The organism is Pseudomonas sp. Root401 (assembly GCF_001425105.1).
Taxonomy (GTDB): domain Bacteria; phylum Pseudomonadota; class Gammaproteobacteria; order Pseudomonadales; family Pseudomonadaceae; genus Aquipseudomonas; species Aquipseudomonas brassicacearum.
The window spans coordinates 150325-166550 of sequence record NZ_LMDO01000045.1; the positions used below are offsets into that span (position 1 = coordinate 150325).

Sequence of the window (16226 nt, forward strand, 5' to 3'; positions counted from 1 at the left end):
CAAAAGCTTCAAGCTGTAAGCTTCAAGCCTGACCACCGCAAATCCACTCTTGCAGCTTGAAGCTTGCCCCTTGAAGCTGTCTCGCAGAGACCACCATGAACGACCAACAACGCCTCGAACTCGAAGCCGCCGCTTTCCGTCGGCTGGTTGCCCACCTGGACAGCCGCAAGGATGTGCAGAACATCGACCTGATGAACCTCGCCGGCTTCTGCCGCAACTGCCTGTCCAAGTGGTACAAGGCCGCCGCCGATGAACGCCAGGTCGAGGTCAGCCTCGACGACGCCCGCGAAGTGGTCTACGGCATGCCGTACGCCGAGTGGAAAGCCCAATACCAGAAAGAAGCCAGCGCCGAACAACAGGCGGCGTTCGCCAAAGGAAAACCCGATGCCTGATCTCAATACCCTGCGTGCCCGCCTCAAGAGCGGCGAACATGCCTTCGCCGACACCCTGGCCTTTATCGCCGCCGGTTACGACTACCAGCCCCAGGCCTTCGACAACGGTGGCGTGCACAACGCCGCCGGGCAGAACGAAGGTTCGTGCAAGACCCTGGGCCTGGCGCTGCTCGAAGGCTTGAGCGATGAAGAAGCGCTCCTGGCGTTCGGCGAACATTACCGTTCGGTGCTGGCCACGCCCGAAGGCAGCGATCACGGCAATATCCGCGCGCTGATGGCCCATGGGCTGGCCGGTGTGACGTTCGAGGCACAGCCGCTGCAGCGGCGCTGATCCACAGATTCTTGCAGCCCTCTTCTGTGGCGAGGGCATTCATCTGTGGGAGCATGGCTTGCCCGCGATGGGCGCGCCGAGGTTTAACAGCCGAACCGCGTTATCGTTCATCGCGGGCAAGCCATGCTCCCACAGGTCTTCCTCCCGCAAATAAATCCTCCCGCTCCACATCCCGACTTTTAAGATTGACCCGGCAACTTTATTTCGTTTGCCGGGCCCCTCTGCTCGCGGCTTAGATAATGGAAATTTCTCCACTGTCCGAGCCGTCATCCATGAGCAGCGAAACCATCAGCCAATCGATCTCCATCGTGCATCCCGTCAGCCTCAGCCACGGCAAGAACGCCGAGGTCTGGGACACCAACGGCAAACGCTACATCGATTTCGTCGGCGGCATCGGTGTGTTGAACCTCGGCCATTGCCATCCGCGCATCGTCGAGGCGATCCGCGAACAGGCCACCCGGCTGACCCATTACGCATTCAATGCCGCCCCCCATACGCCGTACATTGAATTGATGGAGCGCCTGGCGGCGTTTATCCCGGTGGATTATCCGGTCAGCGGCATGCTCACCAACAGCGGCGCCGAGGCAGCGGAGAACGCCTTGAAGATCGTACGCGGCGCCACGGGCCGTACCGCGGTGATTGCGTTTGATGGCGCCTTTCACGGCCGCACCCTGGCGACCCTCAACCTCAACGGCAAGGTCGCGCCTTACAAGCAGAAAGTCGGCGTACTGCCCGGGCCGGTGTATCACCTGCCATACCCCAGCAAGGACAACGGCGTCACCGGCGAAGAAGCCTTGAAGGCCATGGAGCGGCTGTTCAGCGTCGAGATCGACGTGAATGACGTGGCCTGTTTCATTGTCGAGCCGGTGCAGGGCGAAGCCGGCTTCCTGGCGATGGACGTGCCCTTCGCCCAGACCCTGCGGCAGTTCTGCGACGACAAGGGCATTGTGCTGATCGCCGATGAAATCCAATCGGGCTTCGGCCGCACCGGCCAGCGCTTTGCCTTCTCACGATTGGGCATCGAACCGGACCTGATCCTGCTCGGTAAAAGCATTGCCGGCGGCGTGCCCTTGGGTGCGGTGGTGGGACGCAAGGCGCTGCTGGACAACTTGCCCAAGGGTGGCCTGGGCGGCACCTACTCGGGCAACCCCATCGCCTGCGCCGCCGCCCTGGCGACCCTGGATGAAATGACCGACGCCAACCTGCACACCTGGGGCTCGCAACAGGAGGAGGCGATCGTCAGCCGCTACCAATCCTGGCGCAGCCGTGGGCTGACGCCCTATCTCGGACGCCTGACCGGCGTCGGCGCGATGCGCGGCATCGAGCTGACCCACGCCGACGGCACCCCGGCCTCAGCGCAGTTGACGCAACTGCTGGCCCTGGCGCGAGACTCCGGGTTGCTGCTGATGCCCAGTGGTAAATCGCGGCACATCATCCGGCTGCTGGCGCCGTTGACGACCGAGCCGGCCGTGTTGGAGGAAGGCTTGGATATCCTGGAGGCGTGCCTGGCGAAGCTGGCCTGAAATACACTGCTTCTGCCCCCACAAAACCTTGTGGGAGCGAGCCTGCTCGCGATAGCGGTGTATCAGCCAACATCAGCGCTAGCCGGTCTGACGCCTTCGCGAGCAGGCTCGCTCCCACAGAGGTTGTCCACAGGGGGCGTGTAGAACATCCAGGCATGAAAAAACCGGCCGAAGCCGGTTTTCTTGTACCCGCTGAATCAGAACGAAGCGTTCTGCAAGCCATCCAGGTAGCGCTCGGTGTCCAAGGCTGCCATGCAACCGGCACCGGCCGAGGTGATCGCCTGGCGGTAGACGTGGTCGGCCACGTCGCCGGCCGCGAAGATACCCTCGACGCTGGTGGCGGTGGCGTTGCCGTCGCGGCCGCCCTTGACCACCAGGTAGCCCTCCTTGAGTTCCAGCTGGCCTTCGAACAGCGAGGTATTCGGGGTGTGGCCGATGGCGATGAAGACGCCGTCAACCTTGATCTCGTCGAAGCTGCCGTCGTTGTTTTTCAGGCGGGCACCGGTCACGCCCATGTTGTCGCCCAGCACTTCGTCCAGGGTCGCGTTGAGCTTGAGGATGATCTTGCCTTCGGCGACGCGGGCATTGAGCTTGTCGATCAGGATCTTCTCGGCGCGGAAAGTCTCGCGACGGTGGATCAGGGTGACCGTGCTGGCGATGTTGGCCAGGTACAGTGCTTCCTCGACCGCGGTATTGCCGCCACCGACCACCGCCACTGGCTTGTTGCGGTAGAAGAAACCGTCGCAGGTGGCGCAGGCGGAAACACCTTTGCCCATGAAGGCTTCTTCCGACGGCAGGCCCAGGTAACGAGCGCTGGCACCGGTGGCGATGATCAGGGCATCGCAGGTGTAGGTCGCGCTGTCGCCGGTCAGGGTGTATGGCTTGGCGGCGAAATCCACGGCATTGATGTGGTCGAAAACGATCTCGGTCTCGAAGCGCTCGGCGTGCTCCTTCATGCGCTCCATCAACGCCGGGCCGGTCAGGCCGTGGACGTCGCCCGGCCAGTTGTCGACTTCAGTGGTGGTGGTCAATTGACCGCCGGCCTGCATGCCGGTGATCAGCAGTGGCTTGAGGTTGGCACGGGCCGCATAAACCGCAGCGCTGTAACCGGCAGGGCCGGAACCGAGAATAATCACTCGCGAATGACGCACTTCAGACATGACCTGCTCCTGTTGACCGGACCTTGCGGGCCGGAACGCCGGGTGAGCGGCGCGAATAAAAAAGGACCGTTGACGCACTTGGGGAAGGCTTGGGTTCGACGGTCCTGAAAAAGAATGGGTGCAGCGTATCGAGGGAGCGAAGATTAAGGAAATACGGTTTAACAATCCAGCTCATAGGTGAGCTCTATCCCCGGCGGTCCTTTCAATAGACGCCTTCGCCTCAAGAAACGTTGTTACACGCCATGTCGCCGCTTTCCCGGGCGGGGCAAAGCCGGTAAGGTCGGCGCGTTCACCTTCGCTCGGAGCCACCTATGCCCGCCCCCGTCCTGTCCGGCCCGCAGTATTTGCGAGAGGGCCTCAAGCTGGTCTTGAGCCCGGGCCTGCGCTTGTTCGTACTCTTGCCCCTGGCGATCAACCTGGTGCTGTTCGTCGGATTGATCTACCTGGCCGGCCATCAGTTCAGCCTGTGGGTCGATACGCTGATGCCGTCGCTGCCAGACTGGCTCAGTTTCCTCAGCTACGTCCTCTGGCCACTGTTCGTGATGCTCGTCGTGCTGATGGTGTTTTTCACCTTCACCATGCTCGCCAACGTCATCGCCGCACCGTTCAACGGCTTTCTCGCGGAAAAAGTCGAAGTGGTCATCCGTGGCACCGACGACTTCCCGGCCTTCAGTTGGGCCGAGTTGATCGCCATGGTCCCGCGGACCCTCGGCCGGGAAGCGCGCAAGCTCGGCTATTTCCTGCCCCGTGCCCTGGGGTTGTTCGTGCTGTCGTTCATCCCCGTGGTCAATCTGGTGGCGGCACCGCTGTGGCTGCTGTTCGGCGTGTGGATGATGGCAATCCAGTACATCGACTACCCGGCGGACAACCACAAGCTGGGCTGGAACGAGATGCTCGCCTGGCTGCGGGAAAAACGCTGGCAGAGCCTGGGCTTTGGTGGCAGCGTTTACCTGGTGCTGCTGATCCCGGTGGTCAACATCCTGATGATGCCAGCGGCCGTGGCCGGGGCGACGTTGTTCTGGGTCCGTGAGCAAGGCGCCGAGACCGCTTTGGCCCGTCAGGGCTGAGCCGGTCACAAATCCATCATCTTGTCGTCACAATGACGAAATGGCCCCGGTCGACACTGGGGTCATGACCACACCTCTGCACATTACCCTGATCACTGAAACCTTCCCGCCGGAAATCAACGGCGTGGCCAATACCCTGGGCCGCCTGTACGAAGGCCTGCGCGCCCGCGGGCATCAGGTCGAGCTGATACGGCCGCGCCAAATCGACGACCAACGCCAGGCCAGTGACGAGCAGTTGCTGCTGTGCCGGGGCTGGCCGTTGCCGGGCTATCCGGGTTTGCAGTGGGGCCAGGCGTCGATGCACAAATTGCTCAGGCGCTGGAAACGCCATCGTCCGGACGTGCTGTACATCGCCACGGAAGGGCCGCTGGGTCTGTCGGCACTGCGCGCGGCCCGACGCCTGGGTATCTCGGTGGTCAGCGGCTTTCACACCAACTTCCAGCAATACACCCAGCAGTACGGCCTCGGGCTGTTGAGTCGCGTACTCACCCATTACCTGCGCTGGTTTCACAACCGCTCCAGCCTGACCCTGGTGCCCAGCCTCAGCCAGCGCCTGGAACTGGAGCGACGACATTTCGAGCGCGTGGCGCTGCTGTCGCGCGGCGTGGACAGCCAACTGTTTCATCCGGTCAAGCGCTCGGCGAGCCTGCGTGAGGCGTGGGGCCTGGGCGACGATGACATCGCAGTAATCCACGTCGGACGCCTGGCTCCGGAGAAAAACCTCGGGCTGCTCAAGCGCAGTTTCGCCACGCTGTGCAGCGCTTTCCCGGGGCGACGGATGAAGTTGGTGGTGATCGGCGACGGCCCGCAGCGCTCCGCCCTGGAGCAGGAACTGCCCGAAGCGATCTTTTGTGGCTCGCAACGCGGCGAGGCGCTGGCCAGCCATTATGCGTCCGGGGATGTGTTTGTCTTTCCAAGCCTGACCGAAACCTTCGGCAATGTGGTGCTGGAGGCGCTGGCGTCCGGGCTGGGCGTGGTGGCCTACGATCAGGCTGCGGCGGCGCAACATATTCGCCACGGCTACAACGGCGTGCTGGCGATGCCGGGGGATGAGGAGGCGTTCTGCGACGCCGCCCGTTGGCTGCTGGAAGAGCGCGAGACCTTGCGTTGCGTGCGGCTCAATGCGCGCCAGCATGCCAGTCGCCAGGGCTGGGCGTCGGTGATCGAGCAGTTCGAGGCGCAGTTGCGGGGGGTTTGCCAGGTCGAATCGTCGCTGCCCCAGGCCGTGTCGCAACGCTGAAAAGCATCGCGGGCAAGCCTTGCTCCCACATTGATCTTCAGCGAACACATTATGCGTGAACGACTGACAACTCTGTGGGAGCAAGGCTTGCCCGCGATGAGGCCCTACAAGACGCCGCTTAAACCAACGTCATCAACGCCTCACGACTGAACGGCAAGATCTCCTGCTCCCGCCCTTCACGGACTTTCTGCGCCCAGTCCGGATCCACCAGCAGCGCACGCCCCACCGCCACCAGGTCGAACTCGTCGTTGTTCAGGCGCTCCAGCAGTTTTTCCAGGCTGGCCGGTTGCGCGACTTTGTCGGTGTTGACCATGAACTGCAGGAACTCGCCATCCAGGCCAACGCTGCCGACGGTGATGGTGGGCTTGCCGGTGAGCTTGCGGGTCCAGCCGGCCAGGTTCAGCTCGGAGCCTTCGAACTCCGGCTCCCAGAAGCGCCGTGTCGAGCAGTGGAAAATATCCACGCCGGCGTCAGACAAAGGCTTGAGGAATTCGCCCAGGGCCTCAGGGGTCTGCACCAGACGCGCGGTGTAGTCCTGCTGTTTCCATTGGGAGAAGCGGAAAATGATCGGGAAACCCTCGCCCACCGCCGCGCGCACGGCACGGATCAATTCGATCGCGAAGCGCGAGCGGTTGGCCAGGCTGCCGCCGTAACCGTCGGTACGCTGGTTGCTGCCTTCCCAGAAGAACTGGTCCACCAGGTAGCCGTGGGCGCCGTGGATTTCCACCCCGTCCATGCCGATGCTTTGAGCGTCTTTCGCCGCCTGGGCGAACGCGGCGATGACGTCGTCAATGTCCGCCTGGGTCATGCCGTGGACCACCACCTGGCCGTCCTTGAGCTTTTCGGTCGGGCCATAGCCCGGCACGCTGGCGTCCGGCTCGGTGCCGATGCGTCGCACACTGCCCACATGCCACAGTTGTGGAACGATCTTGCCGCCTTCGGCATGCACCGCATCAACCACGTTCTTCCAGCCGGCCAACGCGGCGTCGCCATAGAAATGCGGCACGTTCGGGTAGCCGTTGGAAGCCTTGTGTCCCACCGTCGTGCCCTCGGTGATGATCAGGCCGACCCCGGCAGCCGCGCGGCGACGGTAATACTCGATGACCTTGGCGTTCGGCACGCCGCCCGGCGAAAACGAACGGGTCATCGGCGCCATCACCACCCGGGACGGCAACTCGAGCGCGCCGAGGTGGAAAGGTTTGAACAAGGCTTTTGCAGGCATGAGGCACTCCACGGGACAAGGTCGCAGGTCGATATGACGACGATAATATGCAGAGTCCGTGGCGCTCGGTAGCACTATTGATTGGAGTGATTAAGGATCAAAAGGAGGCCGCGTAGGAATTGCGCAGGAGCTATGTAGGAGCTGTCGAGTGAAACGAGGCTGCGATCTTTCCCCAGACACTTGAATCTCAAGCGAAAGATCAAAAGATCAAAAGATCGCAGCCTTCGCCAGCTCCTACATCTGCAATTTCTTGGGGATCAAGCCAGCGCTTTTTCGATCGCCTGGATCACGGCAGGATCATCCGGCGCCGTGCGCGGTGAGAAACGCGCCAGCACACGGCCGTCCTTGCCGAGCAGGAACTTTTCGAAGTTCCAGGTAATGTCCCCGGGAAACTCGGCCCCCTCACCCGCCAACAGACGGTACAACTGGTGACGATCATGGCCATTCACGTCCAGCTTGCTGGACAGCGGGAACGTCACGCCGTAGTTGAGGCTGCAAAATTCCTGGATTTCCTGCTCAGTCCCCGGTTCCTGCCCGGCGAACTGATTGCAGGGCAGGCCCAGCACGCTGAAGCCCTTGGCCTTGTATTGCTGATAGAGATTTTCCAGCGCCGCGTATTGAGGCGTCAGGCCACATTTGGAGGCGACGTTGACCACCAGCACGACTTGCCCCTTGAACGGCGCCAGAGCAAGCTCCTGACCATCCAGGGCTTTGAGTTTAAGGTCGTGGAAAGCACTCATGACGAACTCCAGGTTTGCGGATCTTTTCGAAACAGCCATGGTTGATGCTAACAGCAACCGACTAAAAAGGCGCCGTATGGCGCCTTTCCAGTTCACTGGTCATTTGAGCGTAGCGCACAAATCAGTGGTGATGGCCGCCTTCGCCATGGACGTGACCATGGGCAATTTCTTCTTGGCTGGCGTCACGGATGTCGACGATCTTGACTTTGAAGTTCAAGCGCTGGCCGGCCAACGGGTGGTTGCCGTCAACGGTGACATCGTCGCCTTCCAGGTCGCGAATGGTGACGATCTGCATCTGGCCATCGGGGGCAGAAGCGTGGAACTGCATGCCCACTTCCAGCTCATCGACGCCTTCGAACATGCTGCGGCTCAGGGTGCTGACCAGTTCGGCGGAGTATTCACCGTAAGCGTCTTCCGGCTCGACGGTAACGTTCAGGTCGTCACCGACCGTTTTGCCTTCCAGGGCTTTTTCCAAGCCCTGGATGATGTTGCCTGCGCCATGCAGGTAGACCAGCGGAGCGCCGCCGGCAGAGCTGTCGATGACCTCACCAGCGTCGTTGGTCAGGGTATAGTCGATGGAGACAGCCTTATTGGCGGCGATCAGCATGGGGCGAGACCTTTTGCATAAGAATGAAGAACGGACAAGTCTAAACAAGGATTTGCCCGAAAGCGAACGGAACCCGGACAAACGGGCCTGCTCGAACAGACCGACGGTCACCGGCTTCCATCAGGACGAGGACGGGCACTGGGTGGCCGAGCTGTCTTGTGGCCATACCCAGCATCTGCGTCACCAGCCACCGTGGCAGTCCCGGGCCTGGGTGCTGGACCCCGGGCAACGTATTGAAAAAATAGGCCAGCCCTTTGATTGCGGCTGGTGCGCACAGGGCCCGGTTAGCGATAACCTTGGCGACTGAATTGTGGGTAGACGGCCAGTCATAGGCCGCGCCATTCCCCCTTAGAGAATTCGCATGCAAACTTTTTTTATCGCACCCACCGATTTTGGTGTGGGTCTGACCTCCATCAGCCTCGGGCTGGTGCGTACCCTTGAACGGGCCGGGCTGAAAGTCGGCTTTTTCAAACCCATTGCCCAACCTCACCCCGGCGACACCGGGCCGGAACGCTCCACCGAGCTGGTGGCCCGCACCCATGGCCTCAAGCCGCCGCAGCCCCTGGGCCTGGCGCACGTCGAGCGCATGCTCGGCGACGGCCAGCTCGATGAGCTGCTGGAAGAAATCATTACCCTTTATCAGCAGGCGGCCATCGGCAAGGACGTGCTGGTCGTCGAAGGCATGGTCCCGACCCGCAACGCCAGCTACGCCGCCCGGGTCAACCTGCACCTGGCCAAGAGCCTGGACGCCGAGGTCATCCTGGTGTCGGCGCCGGAAAACGAAGTGCTGACCGAACTGTCTGGCCGGGTAGAGTTGCAGGCGCAGTTGTTTGGCGGGCCGAAGGACCCGAAAGTCCTCGGGGTGATCCTGAACAAGGTCCGCACCGACGAAAGCATGGAGGCGTTTTCCGCACGGCTCAAGGAACACTCGCCCTTGCTGCGCAGCGGCGATTTCCGCCTGCTCGGTTGCATCCCGTTTCGCCCCGAACTCAACGCCCCGCGCACCCGCGACGTGGCCGACCTGATGGGCGCGCAGGTGCTCAATGCCGGCGACTACGAAACCCGGCGCATGAGCAACATCATCATTTGCGCCCGTACCATGCGCAACACCGTGGAACTGCTCAAGCCCGGCGTGCTGGTGGTGACCCCCGGCGATCGCGACGACATCATCCTGGCCGTGAGCCTGGCAGCGATCAACGGCGTGCCGCTGGCCGGCCTGCTGCTGACCAGTGACACCCTGCCCGACCCGCGCATCATGGACTTGTGTCGCGGCGCCTTGCAGGCGGGGTTGCCGGTGCTGTCGGTGAGCACCGGCTCCTACGACACCGCCAACCTGCTCAACAGCTTGAACAAGGAAATCCCCATCGATGACCGCGAACGTGCGGAGATCATCACCGATTTTGTCGCCAGCCACCTGGACGCCAAGTGGCTGCACCAGCGCTGCGGCACGCCACGGGAAATGCGCCTGTCGCCAGCGGTGTTCCGCTATCAGTTGATCCAGCGCGCCCAGGCCGCCAACAAACGCATCGTGCTACCCGAGGGCAGCGAACCGTTGACCGTCCAGGCCGCCGCCATTTGCCAGGCCCGGGGCATTGCCCGCTGCGTGTTGCTGGCAAAACCGGCCGACGTCGAAGCGGTGGCCCGCGCCCAAGGCATCGAACTGCCGCCGGGGCTGGAGATTCTCGACCCGGATTCGATTCGCGAGCGTTATGTCGAACCCATGGTGAGGTTGCGCAAGAGCAAGAGCCTGAACGCACCGATGGCCGAGCAGCAATTGGAAGACACCGTGGTCATCGGCACCATGATGCTGGCCCTGGATGAAGTGGACGGGCTGGTATCCGGCGTCATCCATTCCACTGCCAACACCATCCGCCCGGCATTGCAACTGATCAAGACCGCGCCAGGATGCTCGCTGGTGTCCTCGGTGTTTTTCATGCTGTTTCCCGAGGAAGTGCTGGTCTACGGCGACTGCGTGATGAACCCGCACCCCAGCGCTGCGGAGCTGGCGGAAATCGCCCTGCAAAGTGCCGACTCGGCCGCGGCGTTCGGCATCACGCCGCGGGTGGCGATGCTCAGCTACTCCAGCGGCGAGTCGGCCAGTGGCGAAGAAGTGGAAAAAGTTCGCGAAGCCACCCTGCTGGCCCACGAGGCCCAGCACGGCCTGTTGATCGATGGTCCGTTGCAATACGACGCCGCCGCCAACGAAACCGTGGCACGGCAATTGGCGCCCAACAGCCAGGTGGCCGGCCGGGCGACGGTGTTCATCTTCCCGGACCTCAACACCGGCAACACCACCCACAAGGCCGTGCAGCGCAGCGCCGATTGCGTCAGCCTCGGGCCGATGCTGCAGGGCTTGCGCAAACCGGTGAATGACTTGCCACGCGGCGCCCAGGTCGACGACATCGTGTACACCATCGCCCTGACCGCGATCCAGGCCGCCAACCGACCCATGGATATTTGATCAATGCTGGATTTCCTACCCGCCCCCTTACGCGGCGTCATCGCCTCGCTGCTATTGGCGCTGAACACCATCGCCTGCTGCACACCGCTGTTCATCGTGGCGATCTTCAAGCTGTTGCTGCCCTTTCCCGCCGCCCAGCGCTTCACCGACTGGCTGATGGGCCACATCCACGAAGCCTGGATCAGCAACAACAAGGCCTGGATGAACCTGCTGCGCCGCACTCGCTGGCACCTCAGCGGCCTGGAGGGCCTGGACTACCAGCATTCGTACCTGATCACCAGCAACCACCAGAGCTGGGTCGACATCATGGTGTTGCAGTACGTGCTGAACCGACGCATCCGACCATTGAAGTTCTTTCTCAAACAGGAACTGATCTGGGTGCCGGTGATCGGCCTGGCCTGGTGGGCGCTGGGCTTCCCGTTCATGAAGCGCTACTCCAAGGCTTACCTGGAAAAGCATCCGGAAAAGAAAGGCAAGGACCTGGAGACCACCCGCAAGACCTGCGCGAAGTTTCGCAACAACCCCGTAGGTATTTTCAATTTCGTCGAAGGCACACGCTTCACCGACGGCAAGCATGCCCAGCAGCAGTCACCGTTTCGCTACCTGCTCAAGCCCAAGGCCGGCGGCATCGCGTTTGTACTGGATGCCATGGGTGAGCAACTGGAGTCGATCATCAACGTGACCATTCATTATCCGGGCGGTCGTCCGGGATACTGGGATTTGCTCTGTGGCAACGTTGGAGAGGTGGTGGTGCATTTCCAGGAACTGAAGATCCCGCCGCAGTTCATTGGCAAGAACTACGACCAGGACGGTGTGTATCGCCTGGAGTTCCAGGGCTGGATCAACCAGTTGTGGCAGGACAAGGATGCGTTGCTTGCGCAGATGCATCGGGAGTATCCCAGCCGGCACTGATCCCCTTGTGGGAGCGGGCTGTGTGGGAGCAAAGCTTGCTCGCGATCCAGGCGCTGCGGTCCTCAAGAGACCGCGGCGTTTTCATCGCGGGCAAGCCTTGCTCTCGAGTTGTTCTTTAGGAATGAAAAAGCCCGCGGATGATCACTCATCTGCGGGCTTTTTGTTACAGCGACTTGCCTTAGATCGCCCCACGCTTGCGCAGTAGATCCAGCACCTGCTTGACGCTCTCTTCCAACGTCAGCGCCTGGGTGTCGATCACCAGGTCGGCATCCAGCGGCACGTCATACGCGAAGGACTCACCCGGGATGTTGTCGCCGGCGGCGGCATACAGCCCTTGCGGATCACGCTGGGCGCACACCGCTGGCGAGGCCTGGACGTAGACCGTCAGCAGACGCTCCTTGCCGATCAGCGCCTTGGCCTGTTCGCGGCCTTCGGCATCCGGGGCGACAAACGCGGCGAGGGTCAGCAGGCCGGCTTCGTTGAACTGACGGGCGACATGAGCCGCACGGCGCCAGTTCTCGGTACGTCCGGAGCGATCCTGCGGCAAGCCCTTGTTCAGGTCATGACGCAGGTTCTGGCCATCGAGGACAAAGACCGCACGGCCCGAGTCGAACAACTTGCGCTCGACCGCATAGGCCAGCGTGCTTTTGCCAGCGCCCGACAGGCCACTGAACAAGACCGTGGCCGGCTGCTGGCCGAAACGCTGGGCGCGTTCTTCCACCGACACATGGGCCAGCTTGCCGTGGTGCGTGCTGCTGCCGTGAGCCAGCGGCTGGGCGACGATCATGCCGGCACCGACCGTGCCGTTGGTCAGGCGATCGATGACGATGAACGCGCCGGTGGTGCGGTTGCTCTCGTAACCGTCCAGGGCGATCGGCGCATCCAGGGCGATCTTCACCTTGCCGATTTCGTTGAGTTGCAACGCGCTGGCCGGACCCTCTTCAAGGGTGTTTACATCGACCTTGTTGACGATGCTGGCAATCGAGCCTGGCACGTAACTGGTGGCGCGCTTGATGTCGTATTTCTTGCCCGGCAACATCGGCTCTTCGGCCATCCACACCAGCATCGCTTCGAAGCTGTCGGTGACCGGCGGCACGTTGTCGGCATGTACCAGCAAGTCGCCACGGGAGATGTCGATTTCGTCTTCCATGGTCAGCGTTACCGCCTGGCCAGGACCTGCATGTTCCAACTCGCCTTCGAAGGTGACGATGGATTTCACGCGGCTGCTCTTGCCCGACGGCAGCACCACCACTTCGTCGCCCTTGTGCACGATGCCGCTGGCGAGGGTGCCGGCGAAACCGCGGAAGTTCAGGTTCGGACGGTTGACGTACTGCACTGGGAAACGCAGGTCGGTGAAGTTACGGTCGCCCGCCACTTCCACGGTCTCGAGGATCTCCATCAGCGACTGGCCGGTGTACCACGGCGAACGCTCGGACTTGTTCACCACGTTGTCGCCCTTGAGGGCGGACATCGGCACGAAGTGCATGGTGGTGGGCTTCATCTTCAAGCCTTCGGCGAACTTCAGGTAGTCGGCCTTGATCGACTCGAACACGCCCTGGTCGAAGTCCTTGAGGTCCATCTTGTTGATGGCCACGACGATGTGCTTGATGCCCAGCAACGAGGCGATGAAGCTGTGGCGACGGGTCTGGGTCTGCACGCCGTAGCGCGCGTCCACCAGGATGATCGCCAGGTCACAGGTGGAGGCACCGGTGGCCATGTTGCGGGTGTACTGCTCATGGCCTGGGGTATCGGCGATGATGAATTTACGCTTGGCGGTGGAGAAATAGCGGTAGGCGACATCGATGGTGATGCCTTGCTCGCGCTCGGCCTGCAGGCCGTCGACCAGCAACGCCAGGTCGATATCGTCACCGGTGGTGCCGACTTTCTTCGAATCGCGGGTGATGGCTTCCAGGTGATCTTCGTAGATCATCTTGGAGTCGTGCAGCAGGCGCCCGATCAGGGTGCTCTTGCCGTCGTCGACGTTACCGCAGGTCAAAAAGCGCAGCAGCTCTTTGCGCTCGTGCTGGCCCAGGTAGGCGAGGATGTCCTCGCTGATCAAATCAGATTGATGGCTCATTGTGTTCAAGCTCCGAGCTGTAAGCTTCAAGCGGCAAGCTTGTCGGCATACAGCTAGTCAGAAATTTTGTTGATCAAGCCGCAGAGCATTTTTGAGAGCTCGCGAGTTTCTGCAATCCAGTTATCAGCCAGCGGCTGGGCGATGTAAGCAATGTCGCTGCCTATGAGGATCTGTGTTCGTAACTCTCCACAAGAAGCCTTTGCGATCCAAAGAAAACGTACCTTTTCCTTGGCGCTGGGACGCTCCATTCCTTCAGCAATATTGGAGGGCACCGAGAGTGCTGATCGGGTAACTTGGTCCTTGAAACCAAGATCCCTGCATTGGGCAAACTCCCGGTAGATTTCCACCGCCAGACACTTGCTTCTCTGCCAAACAACCAACTTCTCGAAATCCATTACGAGTCACTCAATCGCGGCTCGCAACGACCGGCTGCAAGCACCAAGCTGCAAAATTACGCATACCGCCTTTAACTTGCAGCTTGCCGCTTGTAACTCGAAGCTTAAAAGTACCCTTGACGTTTTTTATCTTCCATCGAGCCTGCGCCATCGTGGTCGATGACCCGGCCCTGGCGCTCGGAAGTTCGCGTCAGGAGCATTTCCTGGATGATGTCCGTCAGGCTTTCGGCCTCGGACTCCACCGCGCCCGTCAACGGGTAGCAGCCAAGGGTACGGAAACGCACTTTCTTCTTGACGATACGGGCTTTGTCTTCGTCGGACAGGTGCTCGAGGATGCGCTCGTCGTCGATCATGATCAGCGTGCCGTTCTTCTCGATCACTTCACGCTCGGCGGCAAAATACAGCGGCACGATCGGGATGCCTTCGAGGTAGATGTACTGCCAGATGTCCAGCTCGGTCCAGTTCGACAGCGGGAATACCCGGATCGACTCGCCTTTGTTGACCTTGCCGTTGTAGACGTTCCACAACTCCGGGCGCTGGTTCTTCGGGTCCCAGCGATGCTTGCTGTCACGGAACGAGTACACGCGCTCCTTGGCGCGGGATTTCTCTTCATCGCGACGGGCACCGCCGAACGCGGCGTCGAAACCATATTTGTCCAAGGCCTGCTTGAGGCCTTCGGTCTTCATGATGTCGGTGTGCTTGGCACTGCCGTGGGTGAATGGGTTGATGCCCTGCGCCACGCCGTCCGGGTTCACATGGGTGATCAGGTCCAGGCCCAGTTCCTCGACCATGCGATCGCGGAACTTGTACATTTCCTGGAATTTCCAGCGGGTGTCGACGTGCATCACCGGAAACGGCAGCTTGCCGGGGAAGAACGCCTTGCGTGCCAGGTGCAGCATCACGGCGGAGTCTTTACCGATGGAGTACAGCATCACCGGGTTATCGAACTCGGCGGCCACCTCGCGGATGATGTGGATGCTTTCCGCCTCCAGCTGTTTCAGATGCGTCAGTTTGTCGACCATGGCTACTCACGAAAACTTTCTTATGAACGGCCAGCGGGCCGTGTTCGAGCGGGGAATCCTAGCACAGCGACCTCTTCTAATCAGGGCGCCAACTAGATCGAAACAGCATATGGATATGCCTGCCGGTTCGGGCGTTGCAGTGAATTTTGTGGGAGGCAGTGAACCCTGTGGGAGCAAAGCTTGCTCGCGATAGCGGCGTTGCTTGTGCCGACGTCATCGCGAGCAAGCTTTGCTCCCACAGGCTCGCTCCCATAAAGGTTCATCAGTGAATCAAATGGGATTCGGGCAATCGATGAAGATGTGCTCCAGGGCGAAGCGTCGCGCCAGGTAGTCGCCCAGCGCCTGGACGCCATAGCGCTCGGTGGCATGATGGCCGGCGGCGATGAAGCTGATGCCATTTTCCCGCGCGCTGTGGAACGTCTGCTCCGACGCCTCGCCGCTGAGGTACAGGTCAACCCCGGCCAGCACTGCCTGATCGATATAGCCCTGGCCGCCACCGGTGCACCAGCCGACTCGGCGGATCATCTGCTCGCCCTCGATCAACAACGGCTCACGCCCCATGGTTTCCTGGACCTTGCGCGCGAAATCCCGGGCCGTCATCGGTTCGGACAGGGAGCCGACCAGGCCGACGATCTTGGGGTTGTCCGGATCCAGCGGCCCCTCGACGGTGATGTCCAACTGGCGGGCCAACTGCACGTTATTGCCCACCTCCGGGTGCAAGTCCAACGGCAAGTGATAGGCCAGCAGGCTGATGTCGTGTTTGAGCAACGTCTTGAGGCGACGCTGTTTCATGCCGGTGATGCAAGGGTTTTCGCCCTTCCAGAAATAACCGTGATGCACCAGCACCAGGTCGGCCTCGGCCTCGACGGCAGCGTCAAGCAACGCCTGGCTGGCGGTGACGCCACTGACAATGCGCATCACCTGGGGCGCACCTTCGACCTGCAGGCCGTTGGGGCAGTAATCGGCAATCCGGCTGCTGGCCAGGTAACGGTCCGCTTCTTCAACCAGGGTGTTCAGGGCTACGGCCATGAAAAGACTCCTAAATATCCCGTTCAGAGGCGCGCGCGGCCTCGTATA

Annotated in this window: 16 protein-coding genes; 8 read left to right on the forward strand and 8 right to left on the reverse strand. The window is 61.5% G+C overall.

What is annotated here, in order from left to right:
- The first annotated feature begins 95 nt into the window (after positions 1-95).
- From ASC85_RS25045 to ASC85_RS25060, 3 genes are all read left to right on the forward strand, one after another.
- Positions 96-392 (forward strand): DUF1244 domain-containing protein, encoded by a 297-nt coding sequence (locus tag ASC85_RS25045; protein WP_003205454.1) that lies wholly within the window; start codon positions 96-98, stop codon positions 390-392.
- Positions 385-723: a HopJ type III effector protein gene (locus tag ASC85_RS25050; protein WP_003205456.1), complete on the forward strand. Its 339-nt coding sequence runs from the start codon at positions 385-387 to the stop codon at positions 721-723. The genes ASC85_RS25045 and ASC85_RS25050 overlap by 8 nt, the downstream gene beginning before the upstream one ends.
- Before the next feature lie 272 nt (positions 724-995).
- Positions 996-2246, forward strand: coding sequence for a 2-aminoadipate transaminase (locus tag ASC85_RS25060; protein ID WP_057451804.1), 1251 nt, complete (start codon positions 996-998; stop codon positions 2244-2246).
- Positions 2247-2443: 197 nt separating this feature from the next.
- On the opposite strand, the gene trxB is transcribed toward ASC85_RS25060, so the two are convergent.
- Positions 2444-3406, reverse strand: a complete 963-nt coding sequence (trxB, locus tag ASC85_RS25065) for a thioredoxin-disulfide reductase (protein WP_057451805.1) — start codon at positions 3404-3406, stop codon at positions 2444-2446.
- 311 nt (positions 3407-3717) lie between these two features.
- Here trxB and cysZ point away from each other — a divergent pair, with 311 nt between their 5' ends.
- Positions 3718-4473, forward strand: coding sequence for a sulfate transporter CysZ (gene cysZ / locus ASC85_RS25070; RefSeq protein WP_057451806.1), 756 nt, complete (start codon positions 3718-3720; stop codon positions 4471-4473).
- A gap of 40 nt (positions 4474-4513) precedes the next feature.
- Positions 4514-5713 (forward strand): glycosyltransferase family 4 protein, encoded by a 1200-nt coding sequence (locus tag ASC85_RS25075; RefSeq protein ID WP_057451807.1) that lies wholly within the window; start codon positions 4514-4516, stop codon positions 5711-5713.
- Positions 5714-5831: 118 nt separating this feature from the next.
- On the opposite strand, the gene ASC85_RS25080 is transcribed toward ASC85_RS25075, so the two are convergent.
- The 3 genes from ASC85_RS25080 to ASC85_RS25090 form a co-directional block, all read right to left on the reverse strand.
- Positions 5832-6935 carry an NADH:flavin oxidoreductase gene (locus ASC85_RS25080; RefSeq protein WP_057451808.1) on the reverse strand — a complete coding sequence of 368 codons (1104 nt, stop codon included), beginning with the start codon at positions 6933-6935 and terminating at the stop codon, positions 5832-5834.
- Between the two features lie 257 nt (positions 6936-7192).
- A complete protein-coding gene (locus ASC85_RS25085; RefSeq protein ID WP_057451809.1) occupies positions 7193-7675 on the reverse strand; it encodes a glutathione peroxidase in 483 nt (160 codons plus the stop codon).
- 121 nt (positions 7676-7796) lie between these two features.
- Positions 7797-8282 (reverse strand): FKBP-type peptidyl-prolyl cis-trans isomerase, encoded by a 486-nt coding sequence (locus ASC85_RS25090; protein ID WP_003205467.1) that lies wholly within the window; start codon positions 8280-8282, stop codon positions 7797-7799.
- Between ASC85_RS25090 and ASC85_RS25095 the strand changes: the two genes are divergently transcribed.
- Genes ASC85_RS25095 through ASC85_RS25105 form a run of 3 tightly spaced genes read left to right on the forward strand, consistent with a single transcriptional unit; the run spans position 8251 to position 11655 of the window.
- Positions 8251-8589: a DUF3565 domain-containing protein gene (locus tag ASC85_RS25095; protein ID WP_082534492.1), complete on the forward strand. Its 339-nt coding sequence runs from the start codon at positions 8251-8253 to the stop codon at positions 8587-8589. The genes ASC85_RS25090 and ASC85_RS25095 overlap by 32 nt on opposite strands.
- 54 nt (positions 8590-8643) lie before the next feature.
- On the forward strand, positions 8644-10743 hold the full coding sequence (gene pta, locus ASC85_RS25100; RefSeq protein ID WP_057451811.1) for a phosphate acetyltransferase: 2100 nt from the start codon (positions 8644-8646) through the stop codon (positions 10741-10743).
- A gap of 3 nt (positions 10744-10746) precedes the next feature.
- A complete protein-coding gene (locus ASC85_RS25105; protein WP_057451812.1) occupies positions 10747-11655 on the forward strand; it encodes an acyltransferase in 909 nt (302 codons plus the stop codon).
- A gap of 178 nt (positions 11656-11833) precedes the next feature.
- On the opposite strand, the gene cysN is transcribed toward ASC85_RS25105, so the two are convergent.
- The 4 genes from cysN to ASC85_RS25125 all read right to left on the reverse strand — a co-directional run bounded on the left by cysN (position 11834) and on the right by ASC85_RS25125 (position 16178).
- Positions 11834-13732, reverse strand: a complete 1899-nt coding sequence (gene cysN / locus ASC85_RS25110; protein WP_057451813.1) for a sulfate adenylyltransferase subunit CysN — start codon at positions 13730-13732, stop codon at positions 11834-11836.
- 53 nt (positions 13733-13785) lie between these two features.
- Entirely contained in the window at positions 13786-14127 is a 342-nt protein-coding gene (locus ASC85_RS25115) for a four helix bundle protein (RefSeq protein ID WP_057451814.1), read from the reverse strand.
- 104 nt (positions 14128-14231) lie between these two features.
- The gene (gene cysD / locus ASC85_RS25120; RefSeq protein ID WP_003178041.1) at positions 14232-15149 is read right to left on the reverse strand and encodes a sulfate adenylyltransferase subunit CysD; all 918 of its coding nucleotides are present in this window, start codon (positions 15147-15149) and stop codon (positions 14232-14234) included.
- 270 nt (positions 15150-15419) lie between these two features.
- Positions 15420-16178, reverse strand: a complete 759-nt coding sequence (locus tag ASC85_RS25125) for a Nif3-like dinuclear metal center hexameric protein (protein WP_057451815.1) — start codon at positions 16176-16178, stop codon at positions 15420-15422.
- Positions 16179-16226 lie beyond the last annotated feature (48 nt).